We start from the raw sequence: 12,409 nt of genomic DNA on the forward strand, positions 1-12,409 counted from the left end.
CCTGGCCGAACGGACGAGGTCAGAACGCGCGCAAAATCAGTTAGACTCGACGGCAGTTTTCGAGCTGTCTCTTCAACTGCGGTTTTCTCGGTGAACGGATTCAGGTAGTCGATGCGCTATTCGGTCGAAATCGACATATCAGCCTGAAACCCTTGTAATACGGGGTTTTCATCAAAAAACACCCCCACCAACCCCCAATATAATTCTTTGAAAAATTCCGACGCACGGATTCTTTAAAATTCGCCTGACGGCTTCGTGCCCCCGCCCTTCCCGACACACGTACCGACCTTGACGAACGGCACAGCGGCCCGGATTTCAGGTCACGCCCCCCTTCCGCCTGACCGGTTTCCCACACGCCGCTGGCTTCTTCGCCGACCGCCTGCACTTCGGCTTCGGTCAGATCGGTAAAGCGGTGCAGTTCGCCCCCGGCGCGCACCAGCAGATAGACCGCGATCATCAGCAGCGTCCCGACCACGGGCGGGTCATCCGGTCGACAGTAAGTTCGGTCATCCGCTCCGGGCTCGCGTGACGCACGATCAGGCTTGACACGCTCGTATGCACCTGCGCGCAAAGCACCCGATACCACGTATAGGCTTCGCCCAAGCCCGCCCGCTTCAGCGGCCATGGCGGCGGCGTGGATCGGCTTGTGTATTCGAGCGATGCTCTATCGATGTTCATCAATCTCGACCGTGCCACCCATCGCTCCCATCATCGTGCGGATATCGTCGGGCACATCAGGTACGCGGTCGCCTCTTTCGTTGTACCAGTAGCAGAAGAAGCGCATTCGAGCGCCATTGTCTACAAGTATCTGCCGAAGATCGGCACGCGGCAGACCAAGACGCTCAACGAGGTAGCGCAAATGCGGCTCTAGCGAGTTGCTACGGACGGCGACTTCACTGCCTATCCTCCAAAGACCAACGCGTCCGGGAATGCGGCTCGGCCGTCCCGACGGTGTAATGAACGGCTGGCCCCTGGTAATCGCCAAATCTGGCTTGACGTTAAAGTACGCCGACCAGAAAGCTGGCTCCAATGAGTCTCCAGAAATGTAAAAGGTCGCGTGCGCAAGTTGGTGGTCTTTCATTGGAGTTATCTCAGTCCGCCCAGCCATGAAAATTTCCGATGTAGCTACCCTTAAAATACACGTCACCGTTGTCATGCCAGATGACGTTATCGGCTGGACCCAAACCATTGTCTGGCTTGAAAATGTGCAAGATTTTTCCGAACGTCTTGCGGTCATACCCAAGCATCTTCGCTGCGTAGTCCGGATCGTTCGTGCTCGCGGCAAGTTCTTCGGTATCGGCGCTCATCGCGTCCGGCTGATACGTAAATCCACGCGTCCACCTCGTTCTCCGACCAGCGCACAGCACGCGACTCGATGACGGGCACATTGTGGATGCAGCGAGTACCGACCGACTGGAATTTCTCAAGTGCGGTCTTCTGGCAGTGCGGCGCGGCTCGGGCTGCGCAACGTACCGGACGCGACCGAACTGAAGAACCTGCACGCACTCACCGCTGCACTTGAAGACGTGCGCACGGTGCCCGGCAATAAACCGATCCTGATTTCGTCGGGCTTTCGATCCGACGCGGTGAATCGCACCGTGGATGGTGTGTCGAACAGCGCGCACCGCTCGGGCCTTGCTGCTGATTTCATCTGCCCGGGGTTCGGCACGCCGCTCCAGATTTGCCGCGAGGTGGAGTCGAGCGACATCGACTTCGATCAGGTTATTCAGGAGGGGACGTGAGTGCATTTTGCGATTCCCGCACCGGGCAAGAGCGGTCGGCGGCAGGTGTTGACCGCGCACTTTTCGGGCTCGGGTGGTGCCACCTACACCAGCGGCCTTTAACTCGCTCTATCGATATTCTTGTATCCCTCAATGAAATATTAAATCGATACCTTGTTACCCTTTCCATCTGTGACTTCGAGAAAATCACGAAGCTCCGGGTATTGCGTCGCAAACCAGAGAAGCGCCGCACCGCCCAAGCGACGGGCAAATTCATCATCAATCGGATGGTCTTTGCCTACCTCGTGGGACATTGTCATGTTTATTCGTGCGTTTTTGAATAGCCGCGAGTCGACAAATCCTGTCTTGATAGTGCCGGATTCCGGGTCGTAGTAAGACACAAAATATTCAGTCATCGATATCCCCTGCACGCTTGATAGTCCTGGAAGGCTTGATCCTTACACGCCAGATAAGTGCGCATGTCACCACCATACATTTTGCTGAGCGCACTGCAATAGGTCATCCGTGCTTCGTACATCGCATCGCACTCCTCTTCCTCGGCTGCGCTGACTCCGCGCGCCGCGATGTCATGCACATCGTCGCTGATCGCACCCGGTTGGTAGCTGAACGGCTGTGCATTGCCGAGGTTCTGCGGCGGGGTTCGTGAGCGTCCGCGACAATTGCACGTCCATGCGAGCCCCTGTGCTTCGAGCATAGCGAAACCGGTTGGTAGCGAGCGCATCCGGTCAAACGGAAAGAACTCGCCGGTCTCGACGTTATAAGCCCGTGCCGATGATGGCATCGGCGGGAAGCTGGAATAGATCGAATAGGTAATGCGACAACTCTGGCACTCTTTCTGGTCCAACCAATCCGCCCAACCGTTTTCCTGTTTCATTTGCTCCATTTTCAGACACCTGGCATCAGTCAGGGACTCCGCTATGCAGCGGGTTCCCTGTGCCGGTGAGCACCACCCCGCGCCGATCAAGCAGGCCTTCGCAAGCCTGCTCAACAAACTCCCTCACTTCGTCGTGCTTCACCAGCACGTGCGACGCGGCCAGCGCGTTGACGGCATTGTTCCACGCGGTGCAGATTTGCCTGCGTTCGGTGAAGGTCATTGCGTGCCTCATGGGTTCCTCCCGTGGGTGAAACCTTCACCGTAGGAGCGCGGGCCGCTCGCGCGCTATCAGATAACTCCGAATTTGCCCGCTGAAGGGCTAACCCCTGATGGAGAACATGCAAATCAACGTATACAACGATGGCCGCGCGCCGCCTTCTTCCGCGAAAAACTACTGTCGGCGGCGTCAGTCGTTTTCTGGCGACCGCCGACGCCTGGCGGCACGTTCTTCAACAGTTCGTCGCAACGGCGAACGGCTCGCGCCGCCGTCTTCGCTTCGGATAGCGAGCGGCCCGGTTCGACAATCGTGTGTGCGCAACAGACCGAAAAAAAGCCCGCGCAGGGCGGGCAAAGTCCCGATGCGGGCACCGGAGGCTTGCCACGGTGCCCGAAGCCAGCGGCCAAGCCCAAGTTCACGGCTCCGATTGTGTAGTTGATACTTCAAAACCCAACTTGCCACGCCGGTCGGCGTAATCTGGATGTTCAGTCCGTCGCCGTCCAGGTAATATCGTGCTTTCTTAGGCGAGTTGCTGATTAGTCGCTTGATGGTGGCGGCGGTCAGACGGTTGATGGTTCGCATTGCGGTACGCTCCGAGCCCTCAATCCACCCCCCAGTTTTACCCCCAACATTGGGCGCAATGCTTTGCGTTAGATTGAACTGATTTAGACCGGATTGTTATACCAAATCCCTTTGCTGACAAGGATTTGCAGGTGTCCAGAACCGCTCAACTCGACTCAAGAAATAACCCATTTTTCTATTCGGTCGAAATAAGAAAATTCCTTTATAGCCAGTACTTTTATGGCGGCCTGCGCATCGCGGTTGGCGTGTCGTTACCGGCCATCCTGTGCCTGATCGTGTTTCACGATCGCGAGCTCGGCTTCACCATCGCGACCGGCGCGCTCGGCGCCTGCGTCGTCGACATGCCGGGCCCGCTCAAGTACAAGCACAACGAGATGCTGGCCTGCACGGTGATCGGCTTTCTGTCCGCGCTCGCCACCGGCCTCGCCACCGTCAATCCGGTCGCGTTGTGGTGCACCGTCGTGCCGCTCACGTTCGTGCTGTCGCTGATCGTCGTGTATGGCAACCGCTGGCCGCAGATCAGCTTCGCGACGCTGTTCATGATGATCATGACGCTCGAGGATCACTTCACGCCGCAGCAGGCGCTCGTCAACGCTTCGTGGATTCTGCTCGGCGGCCTCTGGTACACGTACTGGTCGACCTTCGTGAGCCGCTGGATGCTGAATCGGATCGAGCAGCAGGCGCTCGCCGAAAGCGTGTTCGCATGTTCCGACTACCTGCTCGCGCGCGCCGCGTTCTACGATCTCGACAACGATCTCGACGAGTGCTACCGCAAGCTCGTCGCCATGCAGATCGCCGCGGTCGAGCGCCAGGACGCCGCGCGCGACATCGTGCTGCGCAACCTGCCCAGGTTCCGGCGCGGCAAGCTCGAACCGCGCCGCGCGATGCTCTACAACCTGTTCATCAATACCGTCGATCTGCACGAGCTGTTCGTCGGCGCGCAAATCGATTACACGCTCGTGCGCAGCACGTTCGGCGGCTCCGATCTGCTCGTGTTCTACCGCGACCTGATCCGCAAGGCGGCCGAAGACCTCGAGGACATCGGCCTCGCGGTGCTGCAAAACCAGGCGCCGCGCCAGCGCGTGAACGTCAAGGCGGAACTGCGCGCGATCGAGTATGAAATCGAACTGATGCGCAAGCAGGGGCTGCCGGCGCGGGACCCCGAGGCCTATTCGGCGGTGTCGTCGAATTTCCGGCGCATCTGGAGCGCCACGCGGCTCATCGACAAGATGCGCAAGAGCCTGTCGACCGAACCGAGCCCGACCGAAACCGAACTGCGTATCGACCAGGCGCTGAGCCGCTTCGTATCGAGCCGCCGCGTGCCGTTCGGGCAGATCTTCTCGAATCTGACGATGGCCTCGCCGAGCTTTCGCCACGCGTTGCGCGTGACGATCGCGGTCGCCGTCGGCTTCTGGCTCGGCCGCCTGCTGCCGCTCACGAACGCCTACTGGATCGTGATGACCTCGGTCATCATCCTGAAGCCCGGCTATTCGCTGACCAAGCAGCGCAACGGGCAGCGGATCATCGGCACGCTGATCGGCTGCGCGGCGAGCATCGCGCTGATCGTCTTCGTAAAGGAGCCGCACATCCTGATGGTCGTGATGTTCGCGTCGATGGTGATGAGCTACAGCCTGCTGCTGTTCAATTACACGGCAAGCGTGGTGTTCACGTCGTCGTACGTGCTGCTGATGTTCCATCTGCTCGCGCCCGGCAGCATGCGCATCATCGGCGAGCGCGCGATCGACACCGTGGTCGGCTGCGCGATCGCGATCGCCGCGAGCCATCTGTTCCCGTACTGGGAATACCGGCTCATGGGCAAGCTCGTCAACACGATGATCGGCGCGACGCGGCAGTATCTCGAAGCAAGCTGGTGGTGGAGCGGCAAGCCCGCCGCCGCGGTCGTCGCCACGGTGACCGAAGCCGGCGCGCGCGCACCGGCGATGGCCATGGCCGATCCGGGGATCGGCTTCGCCGGCCCGGTGCTCGCGGGCGCGGGGGTCGAGGGTGAGGCCGGGGTCGGCATGGGAGCCGCTACAGCGGCACCGCCCGTCGCGCAAGCGGAAGCAAAAGCGGAAGCGAAAACAGCCGATGCCTCCACGGGCACCCCCACGGCCGGCAACCCGGGCACGCGGCCCGCCCATGGCGCATCGGCCGCGGCGGCTGCGGCCGCTACCGCGCTCGATCGCGATTACCGTTACCGGCTCGCGCGCAAGAACGTGCACGTCGCGTTCGCGAATCTCGGCCAGGCATTCCAGCGCATGATGCTCGAACCGAAGTCCGCGCAGAAGTTCGTGCCGGAACTGAACGGCCTGCTCGTGCGCAGCCACGTGCTCGCCTCGCAGATCACGGCCGCCGCGCCGCTGCTGCGCACGTCCGCGCAACAACAGCAGCAGGTCGAGGACATCTCGCTACAGCCTCTGCAGCGCGCCCTTTCGCTCGTGCGCGACAACCTCACCGAAGCCGAGGCGGGCACTGCCCTGCCCGCCGAGCAGAGCGAGCAGATCAAGCTGATGAACCGCGAACTCGATGCGATGGTCGTCGAAACGGAAAAATCGCCGGACTACACGGCCGATGCCGTGCACGACATGAAACTGCTCGCGCATCAATGCAAGCAGATGCTCGCGGCGTCGGCGCAGATTCGCAAGGATGCGAGCGTGATCCGCCTGCCGGACGAATGAAGGTGTACGCGCCGCGGCGTTACCGTGCGGCGTTACCGTGCGGCGTTACTGCACGACGTTACTGCGCAGCGCCGCTCGCGGGCTTCGTTGCATCGGTTGACGCGGCCGCTGGCGACGAGGCCGACGCCCCCTGCGCATTCTGGCTCTCGTCGAACTCGTGCTTCTCGTGGATCGCGTTGTAGAACAGCGTGGCAATCACGAGCAGGATCGCCACCACGATAAAGACGGCAACGCCAAAGGTCGGATTCTTCTTGCGCGGCGGTTTGTTCATGAAGCGGGCTCGGTTCGCGAAGCAATCGCGGATGATGTGAGGAAAGGCGGCATTCTACGCCCACTGAGCTTGCACACGGCTTGCAGCCGACATGACTGGCGGGCTTTTTTTGCGATGACGTTAATTCTCGTCAATTTGCATTTTTCTTTGCTCTGGGTCGCTTCCCGATTCTCCGCCATTGATGCAGTGTAGCGAAGGCGCCACTCAAACAAGGCGCGTCTTTGTTGAAACGCTTCTCTCAATATCAGGAAATCTTCTTTGTATGGTCGTATCACGTGGCATTACCTTGACGGTAATATCAAATACACAGACTCTCAAAATGATCACGAATAAGGGGGCATAAAAATGGCATATACGGGAAAGTTTTTGGTCAATAACGAGCCTCTATCACCACTTACCATTTTGGGCATTGGCACATTTAAAGCGTATTCGGGAAACGGCCCATACCGTAACAAGGGTGGATGCACAGCTATTCCCGATAACGGCCCGATTCCTGCCGGTAAATACTGGTCGTGGATCGTCCTACAGGCGGCATCCGCTCCAGGACTATTGCAGGCGCAAAAGACGCCTGGAACACGTTCCTCGGCAGCTCCTCTCACCATGACGAATGGTTCGCGCTGTATCGCGATGATGGCAGCATTGACGATATAACCTGGATCAATGGTGTCAAGCGCGGACAGAGTTCCGCCTGCATCCGTCAGGCGGGCGCGGTCTTTCACTCGGCTGCATTACCCTGCCGAGCCATGTCGATTTCAAAATAATCCGCCAGGCCCTTCTGCGTACCGCCGCGGTCCCCGTGCGCAATTCAGGGCTTCATGCATATGGAAGCATCGAGGTCGTCACGTATGGTAATACTTGTCCGTAGGCTTTTCAAAATCGCTCTGTTTATTGGGCTATTCCTTCTGTCCGTCCGCTATGTCCACACCTACCCCTGGCCGATGCCTGAGAGCCAGGCACTGAGATGGTTGAGCATCGCTAACGGGTTTGGCCTGCATGACCCCGATGATGTCTATATTCCGGTCATGGTGGCGATTGAATTGATCGTCGCTGTTGTGGTGTATATGGCGATCATGAGGCTATGGCGGCACTATCGCACGAAGCAGTAAATGAAAGCCCCGGCAACGGGGCTTTTTATGGATCGCGGACTCTTACTAGCTATTGGACACCGTTATATGAGGCCGCACCGGCAGCGCCGTCGAATACTTGATCTGCTCCATCGCGAAGCTCGAACTCACGTCGTACAGCGGCACGGACGTAATCAGTTGCTTGTAGATCCGGTCGTAGTCGTCGATATCGGACACCACTACGCGCAGCAGATAATCGGTCTCGCCGCTCATCCGATAAACCTCGACCACCTCGGGAATGTCCCGCACCGCCTGCGTGAACGCGGCGGCCCATGCCTCGGTATGCTGATTCGTGCGCACCGCGACGAACACCGTGGTGCCGACGCCGAGTTTGCGCGCGTCGCACAGCGCCACCTGCGCGCGGATCACGCCCGCGTCCTTCAGGCGCTGCAGCCGCTTCCAGCACGGCGTCTGCGACAGATTCACGCGCTGCGCGAGTTCCGCGATCGGCATGGTTGCGTCTTCCTGCAGCAATTCGAGCAGTTTCCGGTCGATGATATCCATACCCATACGGCACTCCCGATAGGAAATTATTCTACTTTTAAGAGCCTCGGAGGAATTATATGGAAACTCTTTCTCCGGTCAAACCGGTATAAATATCGATACCGAAAATAGCCGACAAGCAGTGCATGCGCTGCATCACGACCATGAGCGACGACCTCCGCGCCCGCGCTTTCGAGCGCCTTTCCGAACCCCCGGCGCCACTGCCGGCATCGACCCGGCCCTACGCCGCCGGGCAATCCGCCGCCGCGTCGAACCCGCGGCAGCGCACGCCGCTCGAACGGCTCCGCGATACGCTCGACGCCATGTTCGAGGCCTGCGCGACTTTCCGCGAGCCGTCGCATTCGAGCTTCTTCGCGCGCAACATGCGCCTCGCGCTCGCCGAGGCGGCCGCCGATCCGGCCTTGCTCACGGCGGCGCAACGCGAGGGCTCGCCCGAGAGCTACCGGCGTCATCTGCTCGCCGCCGATCCGCGCGAACGCTATGCGATTGCCGCGCTGGTCTGGCAGCCGGGCCAGGCGAGTCCCGTCCATGCGCATCACACGTGGTGCGGTTACGCGGTGCTCGACGGCACGCTCAGCGAAACGATTTTCGAATGGGATGGCGCACGGCACTGCGCCAGCGCGACGCGCATGCAGGCACGCCCAAGCGGCGCGGTGTCGTTCGTGCGCAGCGGACGCGGCGCGATTCATCGGCTCGGCAATCGCAGCGAGGCACCCGCTATTTCGCTGCATATTTACGGCGTGGCCGGCACGCAGCTCGGCACGCACGTGAACGACGTCGTGCGCGTCGCCGATGCGGCGGCGCTGGTCTAGCCGCCGGTCCAGCGGGCAAACCAGCAAGGCAGCCAGCCGTCACGAGAAAAGTCTTCGCAACGCTCACCTCATAACCTCATAACCTCATAGCAGGTTCACGCCACGGGCAGGCGAGCAAGCATACCTGCCCACATGAGACACACGCCCTCCCTCAAATCCGCCGAAAGCTCGTACCCTCAACGATTCCCGCCCGTATCGCCGGCCGTGGGAATCTGCGGCGGAATCGGCGCGGTCTGTCCGGTCGGCGGCGGCGCGGGTCGCGGTTCGTGCGATACGTCGCGGGCCGGCGCGAGCGGCGCATGCGCGCGCTCATCGGCCTCATCGGCCCCATCCGCCCCTTCGCGCGCGACAAAGCCCGTCATCTCGTCATCGCGCAAAGGCTCGCCCTCGCTATCCTTCGACGACGTATACACGCGCATCTGCGCTACCGGAATCTCGATTCCCGCCTGATCCATCCGGCGCTTGAGCCGCAGATTGAACGCGCGCGCGACGCTCCATTGCTGCAGCGGCCGCGTCTTGATCTGCCCTTTGACGACCATCCAGTTCGGATCGAAGCGGTCGAGCCCCCACACCTCGATCGGCCCGAGCATCTCGCGCCGGTAGCGGAAGTCGGCCATCAGCTCGGCACCGACCTCGCGAATCAGTTGCATGATCTCGTCGACGTCGGTCGAGAACGACATGCGCACCTCGAACACCGCGTACGCGAAATCGCGCGACAGGTTCTTCACGATCTTGATCTGCGAGAACGGAATCGCGTGGATCGCGCCCTGCCCGTCGCGCAGCCGCACGGTGCGGATCGACAGATGCTCGACGGTGCCCGCGTGGCCGCCGTCGACGTCGATCCAGTCGCCGACCGACACCGTGTCCTCGATGATGATGAACAGCCCCGTAATCAGGTCGGTCACGAGCGACTGCGCGCCGAAGCCGATCGCGAGGCCGATCACGCCGGCGCCCGCGAGCAGCGGCGTCACGTTGATGCCGAGATTGGCGGCCGTCACGATGCCCGCGATCGTCGCGATCGTGACGAGCAGCACGTTGCGCACGAGCGGCAGCATCGTGCGCGCGCGCATGCTCGGGCTGCGCGCCTTGTTGCGCAGACTGCCGGGATTGAGCGCCTCGGTGATCGCCGTATCGACGAGAATCCACAGCAGCCATGCGATGAACACGGTCGCGACGATCGCCGTCGCCGCATGCGCGATGCCGCGCGCCGCGACGCTGCGCTCGATCACCGCGGCCAGCGACACGCCCCACAGACGCGCCGCGGATTCGAAGCAGAACAACCAGACGAACAGCGTCGCGAGCGTGCCGGCAAAGCGCAGCAGCCGCGTCAGATACGGCGAGCGGCGCCGCGCGCGCGCACTGCGCGGACGCGTCATGCGCAGCACGATCGCCGAGAGGAAAAACGCCAGCACGAGCAGGAGCGCCGTGACGATCGAAATCTGCAGCACGTTCTCGCTGGAACCCGTGCCGCCGAGCGTGGCGACGATCGACGCGCTCGCGAGCACGAGCACCGGCACGTGCCAGAGCGCGGCGAGCACCTCGAAGGCGTCGGTCGCGGCCTTGTGATCGTTGCGCTGCTCATAGGGCCGGTTGCGGATCAGATGCGCGACGGGCCGCCGGAACGCGAGCGCGAAATAGCCGGTCAGCACGGCGGCCGTCATGTTGGCGGCGGTGGAAATCAGCGCGGCGAGGTTCGTGCCGAGCTGATGGGCGACGTCGTAATTGACGGCCGCGTCGCCGAGCGCGCCGCAAATACCGATCGCGAACAGTACGTGCCGCGCCTGCTCGATCAGCAGGCGCACCGCGACGCGCCGGTGCCCCGAGCCGAACAGCGAAAACATGATCAGACAGATCGCCGAAAACACCGCGCCCGTGACGATCGCATAGGCGACCACCATGCCGAGCGTGCGGCCGAGCGCATCGGGCATCGCGCGTACGAACAGGAGCGCCGCGAGGAACGCGATGATCCACGGACCGACGCGGCGCAGCGCGAAGATCAGCAATTCGCGGGTGGTCGGATTCGGCCGTAGTCGAACGTCGATGCGAAAGCGCCGCCGGAACCGGTGTTGCAGATAGATCAGCAGTCCGGCGCACGCGCCCCAGCCGGCCAGCATCCCGAGCATCGACAGCAGGATATGGCCGAGGCTCTCGCGCCCCTGGCCCGAGACGATCGTGTAGAGCTCGTTGGCCGCCGCGTTGATGCGTCCGCTCCAGTAACGCGCGGGCGTGCGCCCCTGGCGCACGTCGGATTCGAACGACGCGATGCCCGAAGCGATCGCGCCGAGCAGACCCGGACTCGGCTGCGCGGTCGCGGCGGGGCCGGCGGTTTGCGCGACGCTGCGCGAGGCGTCGCGCAGACTCTTCAACTGGGCGACCAGCGCGGCACGCTGACGGTCGTTGTCGAGCGTCGCGATCACGCTGTCGAGCGAGCGCGCGAGTTCCGCCTGGCTGGCCGGCGACGGCGCCGAAGCCGCGTCGGCAGCCGAGGCGCCCGACGCCGCGGACGCGGGCGCCGCCGGTGCCACCGTCGCGCTGTTGATGAGGCTCTGCAAGGCCGGGATCACCGGCGTGCCGCCGCCGGCAGCGGCGGCAACGGCAGCCGGGCCCGCCGCTTCGGCCTTGAGCGGCATCACGCCGAGGCACAGGATTAGCGCGGCGCAAAACAGCGCGGCCATCCATGCGCCGAGCGATGCCGCCGCTCGCGCTCGTGCAAGCGGGCGGCCCGGCGGCTCGCCGGCAATCGGGTCGGTGGAAAAAGGAATGACGGCGTGTGTCATCGGTGGGCCGCCACTAAACGGCGCAGCCTCGAACTCACGCCGCAAGGGACATGACTGCATGGCAATCCGCAAAAAAACGGCAGATGCCAGTGTAGCCGCAGTTCCGGCCCACGCGCCCGCGCATGCGTAACTGAATGTTAGGGCGCTTGCACGGGCGGCCACCCAGGGCCTCAGTAAGCGGCCGTCGCGAGTTGGCGGATGAAACGGCCCTGCTCCAGTTCGTCGACGAACGCGATGGCGTAGTCTTCGGCGGAAATGCGGCTATTGCCTTCGGTGTCGGCGATCAGCGTTTTCGCGCCCGTGCGGAACTTGCCCGTGCGCTCGCCCGGCGCGATCAGCGCGGCTGGGGCGAAGCACGTCCAGTCGAGATCGCTCACGCCGCGGTAGTAGTCGAATGCGTCGCGATGCGCAAGCGCAATGCCCTTGTAGGCGTCCGGGAAACCGGCGGTGTCGACCAGTTGCTTGCCCGGCGCGACTTCGAGCGAACCCGCGCCGCCCACCACCACGAGGCGCTTGATCCCCGCCGCGCGCACGCCCTCGACAAGCGCATGGGCCGCCTTCGACAGCACCGCGAGATCGCCTTGCGGCGGCGCATACGCGCTCGCGACGACGTCGTGATCGCGCACCGCCGCGCCGACGCTCGCGGCGTCGAGCAGATCGGCCTTCGCCGCGCGCAGATTCGCGACGCGATCCGGCACACGTGCCGGATCGCGCGCGAGCGCCGTCACCTGATGCCCGCGCCGCGTGGCTTCCACGGCGATCCGCGAACCGATCATGCCGGTCGCGCCGAACAATGCGATCTTTAGTTGCTTGCTCATGTTGTTGACT

The 12,409-nt window shown here is 62.5% G+C and carries 16 protein-coding genes and 1 pseudogene; 5 read left to right on the top strand and 12 right to left on the bottom strand.

Annotated elements, in window-relative coordinates; all coding sequences use genetic code 11:
• Positions 1–100 precede the first annotated feature (100 nt).
• The 4 genes from F3J19_RS09865 to F3J19_RS09880 are packed head-to-tail and all read right to left on the bottom strand — an operon-like array spanning position 101 to position 1,307.
• Positions 101–475: a hypothetical protein gene (locus F3J19_RS09865; RefSeq protein WP_167040223.1), complete on the bottom strand. Its 375-nt coding sequence runs from the start codon at positions 473–475 to the stop codon at positions 101–103.
• On the bottom strand, positions 457–678 hold the full coding sequence (locus F3J19_RS09870) for a hypothetical protein (protein ID WP_167040225.1): 222 nt from the start codon (positions 676–678) through the stop codon (positions 457–459). The genes F3J19_RS09865 and F3J19_RS09870 overlap by 19 nt, the downstream gene beginning before the upstream one ends.
• Positions 665–1,189, bottom strand: a complete 525-nt coding sequence (locus F3J19_RS09875) for a DUF4279 domain-containing protein (protein WP_345891017.1) — start codon at positions 1,187–1,189, stop codon at positions 665–667. The genes F3J19_RS09870 and F3J19_RS09875 overlap by 14 nt, the downstream gene beginning before the upstream one ends.
• Complete coding sequence (locus F3J19_RS09880) at positions 1,092–1,307, bottom strand: hypothetical protein (protein WP_167040229.1); 216 nt, start codon at positions 1,305–1,307, stop codon at positions 1,092–1,094. The genes F3J19_RS09875 and F3J19_RS09880 overlap by 98 nt, the downstream gene beginning before the upstream one ends.
• Positions 1,308–1,427: 120 nt before the next feature.
• Between F3J19_RS09880 and F3J19_RS32580 the strand changes: the two genes are divergently transcribed.
• Positions 1,428–1,742: a D-Ala-D-Ala carboxypeptidase family metallohydrolase gene (locus F3J19_RS32580; RefSeq protein ID WP_345891018.1), complete on the top strand. Its 315-nt coding sequence runs from the start codon at positions 1,428–1,430 to the stop codon at positions 1,740–1,742.
• Between the two features lie 140 nt (positions 1,743–1,882).
• Here the strand turns inward: F3J19_RS32580 and F3J19_RS09890 are convergent, their stop codons facing one another.
• The 4 genes from F3J19_RS09890 to F3J19_RS09905 all read right to left on the bottom strand — a co-directional run bounded on the left by F3J19_RS09890 (position 1,883) and on the right by F3J19_RS09905 (position 3,415).
• On the bottom strand, positions 1,883–2,137 hold the full coding sequence (locus tag F3J19_RS09890) for a hypothetical protein (RefSeq protein ID WP_167040231.1): 255 nt from the start codon (positions 2,135–2,137) through the stop codon (positions 1,883–1,885).
• On the bottom strand, positions 2,134–2,625 hold the full coding sequence (locus F3J19_RS09895; protein ID WP_240158865.1) for a hypothetical protein: 492 nt from the start codon (positions 2,623–2,625) through the stop codon (positions 2,134–2,136). Before F3J19_RS09895 ends, F3J19_RS09890 begins: the two co-directional genes overlap by 4 nt.
• A gap of 16 nt (positions 2,626–2,641) precedes the next feature.
• Positions 2,642–2,836 carry a hypothetical protein gene (locus F3J19_RS09900; RefSeq protein WP_167040233.1) on the bottom strand — a complete coding sequence of 65 codons (195 nt, stop codon included), beginning with the start codon at positions 2,834–2,836 and terminating at the stop codon, positions 2,642–2,644.
• 186 nt (positions 2,837–3,022) lie between these two features.
• Positions 3,023–3,415 carry an Arm DNA-binding domain-containing protein gene (locus F3J19_RS09905; protein WP_167040235.1) on the bottom strand — a complete coding sequence of 131 codons (393 nt, stop codon included), beginning with the start codon at positions 3,413–3,415 and terminating at the stop codon, positions 3,023–3,025.
• Positions 3,416–3,546: 131 nt separating this feature from the next.
• Between F3J19_RS09905 and F3J19_RS09910 the strand changes: the two genes are divergently transcribed.
• Positions 3,547–6,093, top strand: a complete 2,547-nt coding sequence (locus F3J19_RS09910) for an FUSC family protein (RefSeq protein ID WP_167040237.1) — start codon at positions 3,547–3,549, stop codon at positions 6,091–6,093.
• A gap of 58 nt (positions 6,094–6,151) precedes the next feature.
• Here F3J19_RS09910 and F3J19_RS09915 read toward each other — a convergent pair whose 3' ends face one another.
• The gene (locus tag F3J19_RS09915) at positions 6,152–6,364 is read right to left on the bottom strand and encodes a hypothetical protein (RefSeq protein WP_167040239.1); all 213 of its coding nucleotides are present in this window, start codon (positions 6,362–6,364) and stop codon (positions 6,152–6,154) included.
• A 345-nt stretch (positions 6,365–6,709) separates the two neighbouring features.
• On the opposite strand from F3J19_RS09915, the pseudogene F3J19_RS09920 reads away from it, so the two are divergent.
• Together F3J19_RS09920 and F3J19_RS33060 are read left to right on the top strand one after the other, a co-directional pair.
• Positions 6,710–7,229: pseudogene (locus F3J19_RS09920) on the top strand (DUF2778 domain-containing protein).
• Between the two features lie 100 nt (positions 7,230–7,329).
• Entirely contained in the window at positions 7,330–7,470 is a 141-nt protein-coding gene (locus tag F3J19_RS33060) for a hypothetical protein (protein WP_345891019.1), read from the top strand.
• Between the two features lie 45 nt (positions 7,471–7,515).
• Here the strand turns inward: F3J19_RS33060 and F3J19_RS09930 are convergent, their stop codons facing one another.
• Entirely contained in the window at positions 7,516–7,998 is a 483-nt protein-coding gene (locus F3J19_RS09930; protein WP_167040243.1) for an Lrp/AsnC family transcriptional regulator, read from the bottom strand.
• Positions 7,999–8,294: 296 nt separating this feature from the next.
• Here F3J19_RS09930 and F3J19_RS09935 point away from each other — a divergent pair, with 296 nt between their 5' ends.
• Positions 8,295–8,804: a cysteine dioxygenase family protein gene (locus F3J19_RS09935; RefSeq protein WP_240158879.1), complete on the top strand. Its 510-nt coding sequence runs from the start codon at positions 8,295–8,297 to the stop codon at positions 8,802–8,804.
• A 176-nt stretch (positions 8,805–8,980) separates the two neighbouring features.
• Here the strand turns inward: F3J19_RS09935 and F3J19_RS09940 are convergent, their stop codons facing one another.
• Entirely contained in the window at positions 8,981–11,641 is a 2,661-nt protein-coding gene (locus F3J19_RS09940) for a mechanosensitive ion channel domain-containing protein (RefSeq protein WP_167040247.1), read from the bottom strand.
• 110 nt (positions 11,642–11,751) lie between these two features.
• The gene (locus F3J19_RS09945; RefSeq protein ID WP_167040248.1) at positions 11,752–12,399 is read right to left on the bottom strand and encodes an NAD(P)H-binding protein; all 648 of its coding nucleotides are present in this window, start codon (positions 12,397–12,399) and stop codon (positions 11,752–11,754) included.
• Positions 12,400–12,409 lie beyond the last annotated feature (10 nt).

The organism is Burkholderia sp. Ax-1724 (genome assembly GCF_011752995.1).
Taxonomy (GTDB): Bacteria; Pseudomonadota; Gammaproteobacteria; order Burkholderiales; family Burkholderiaceae; genus Paraburkholderia.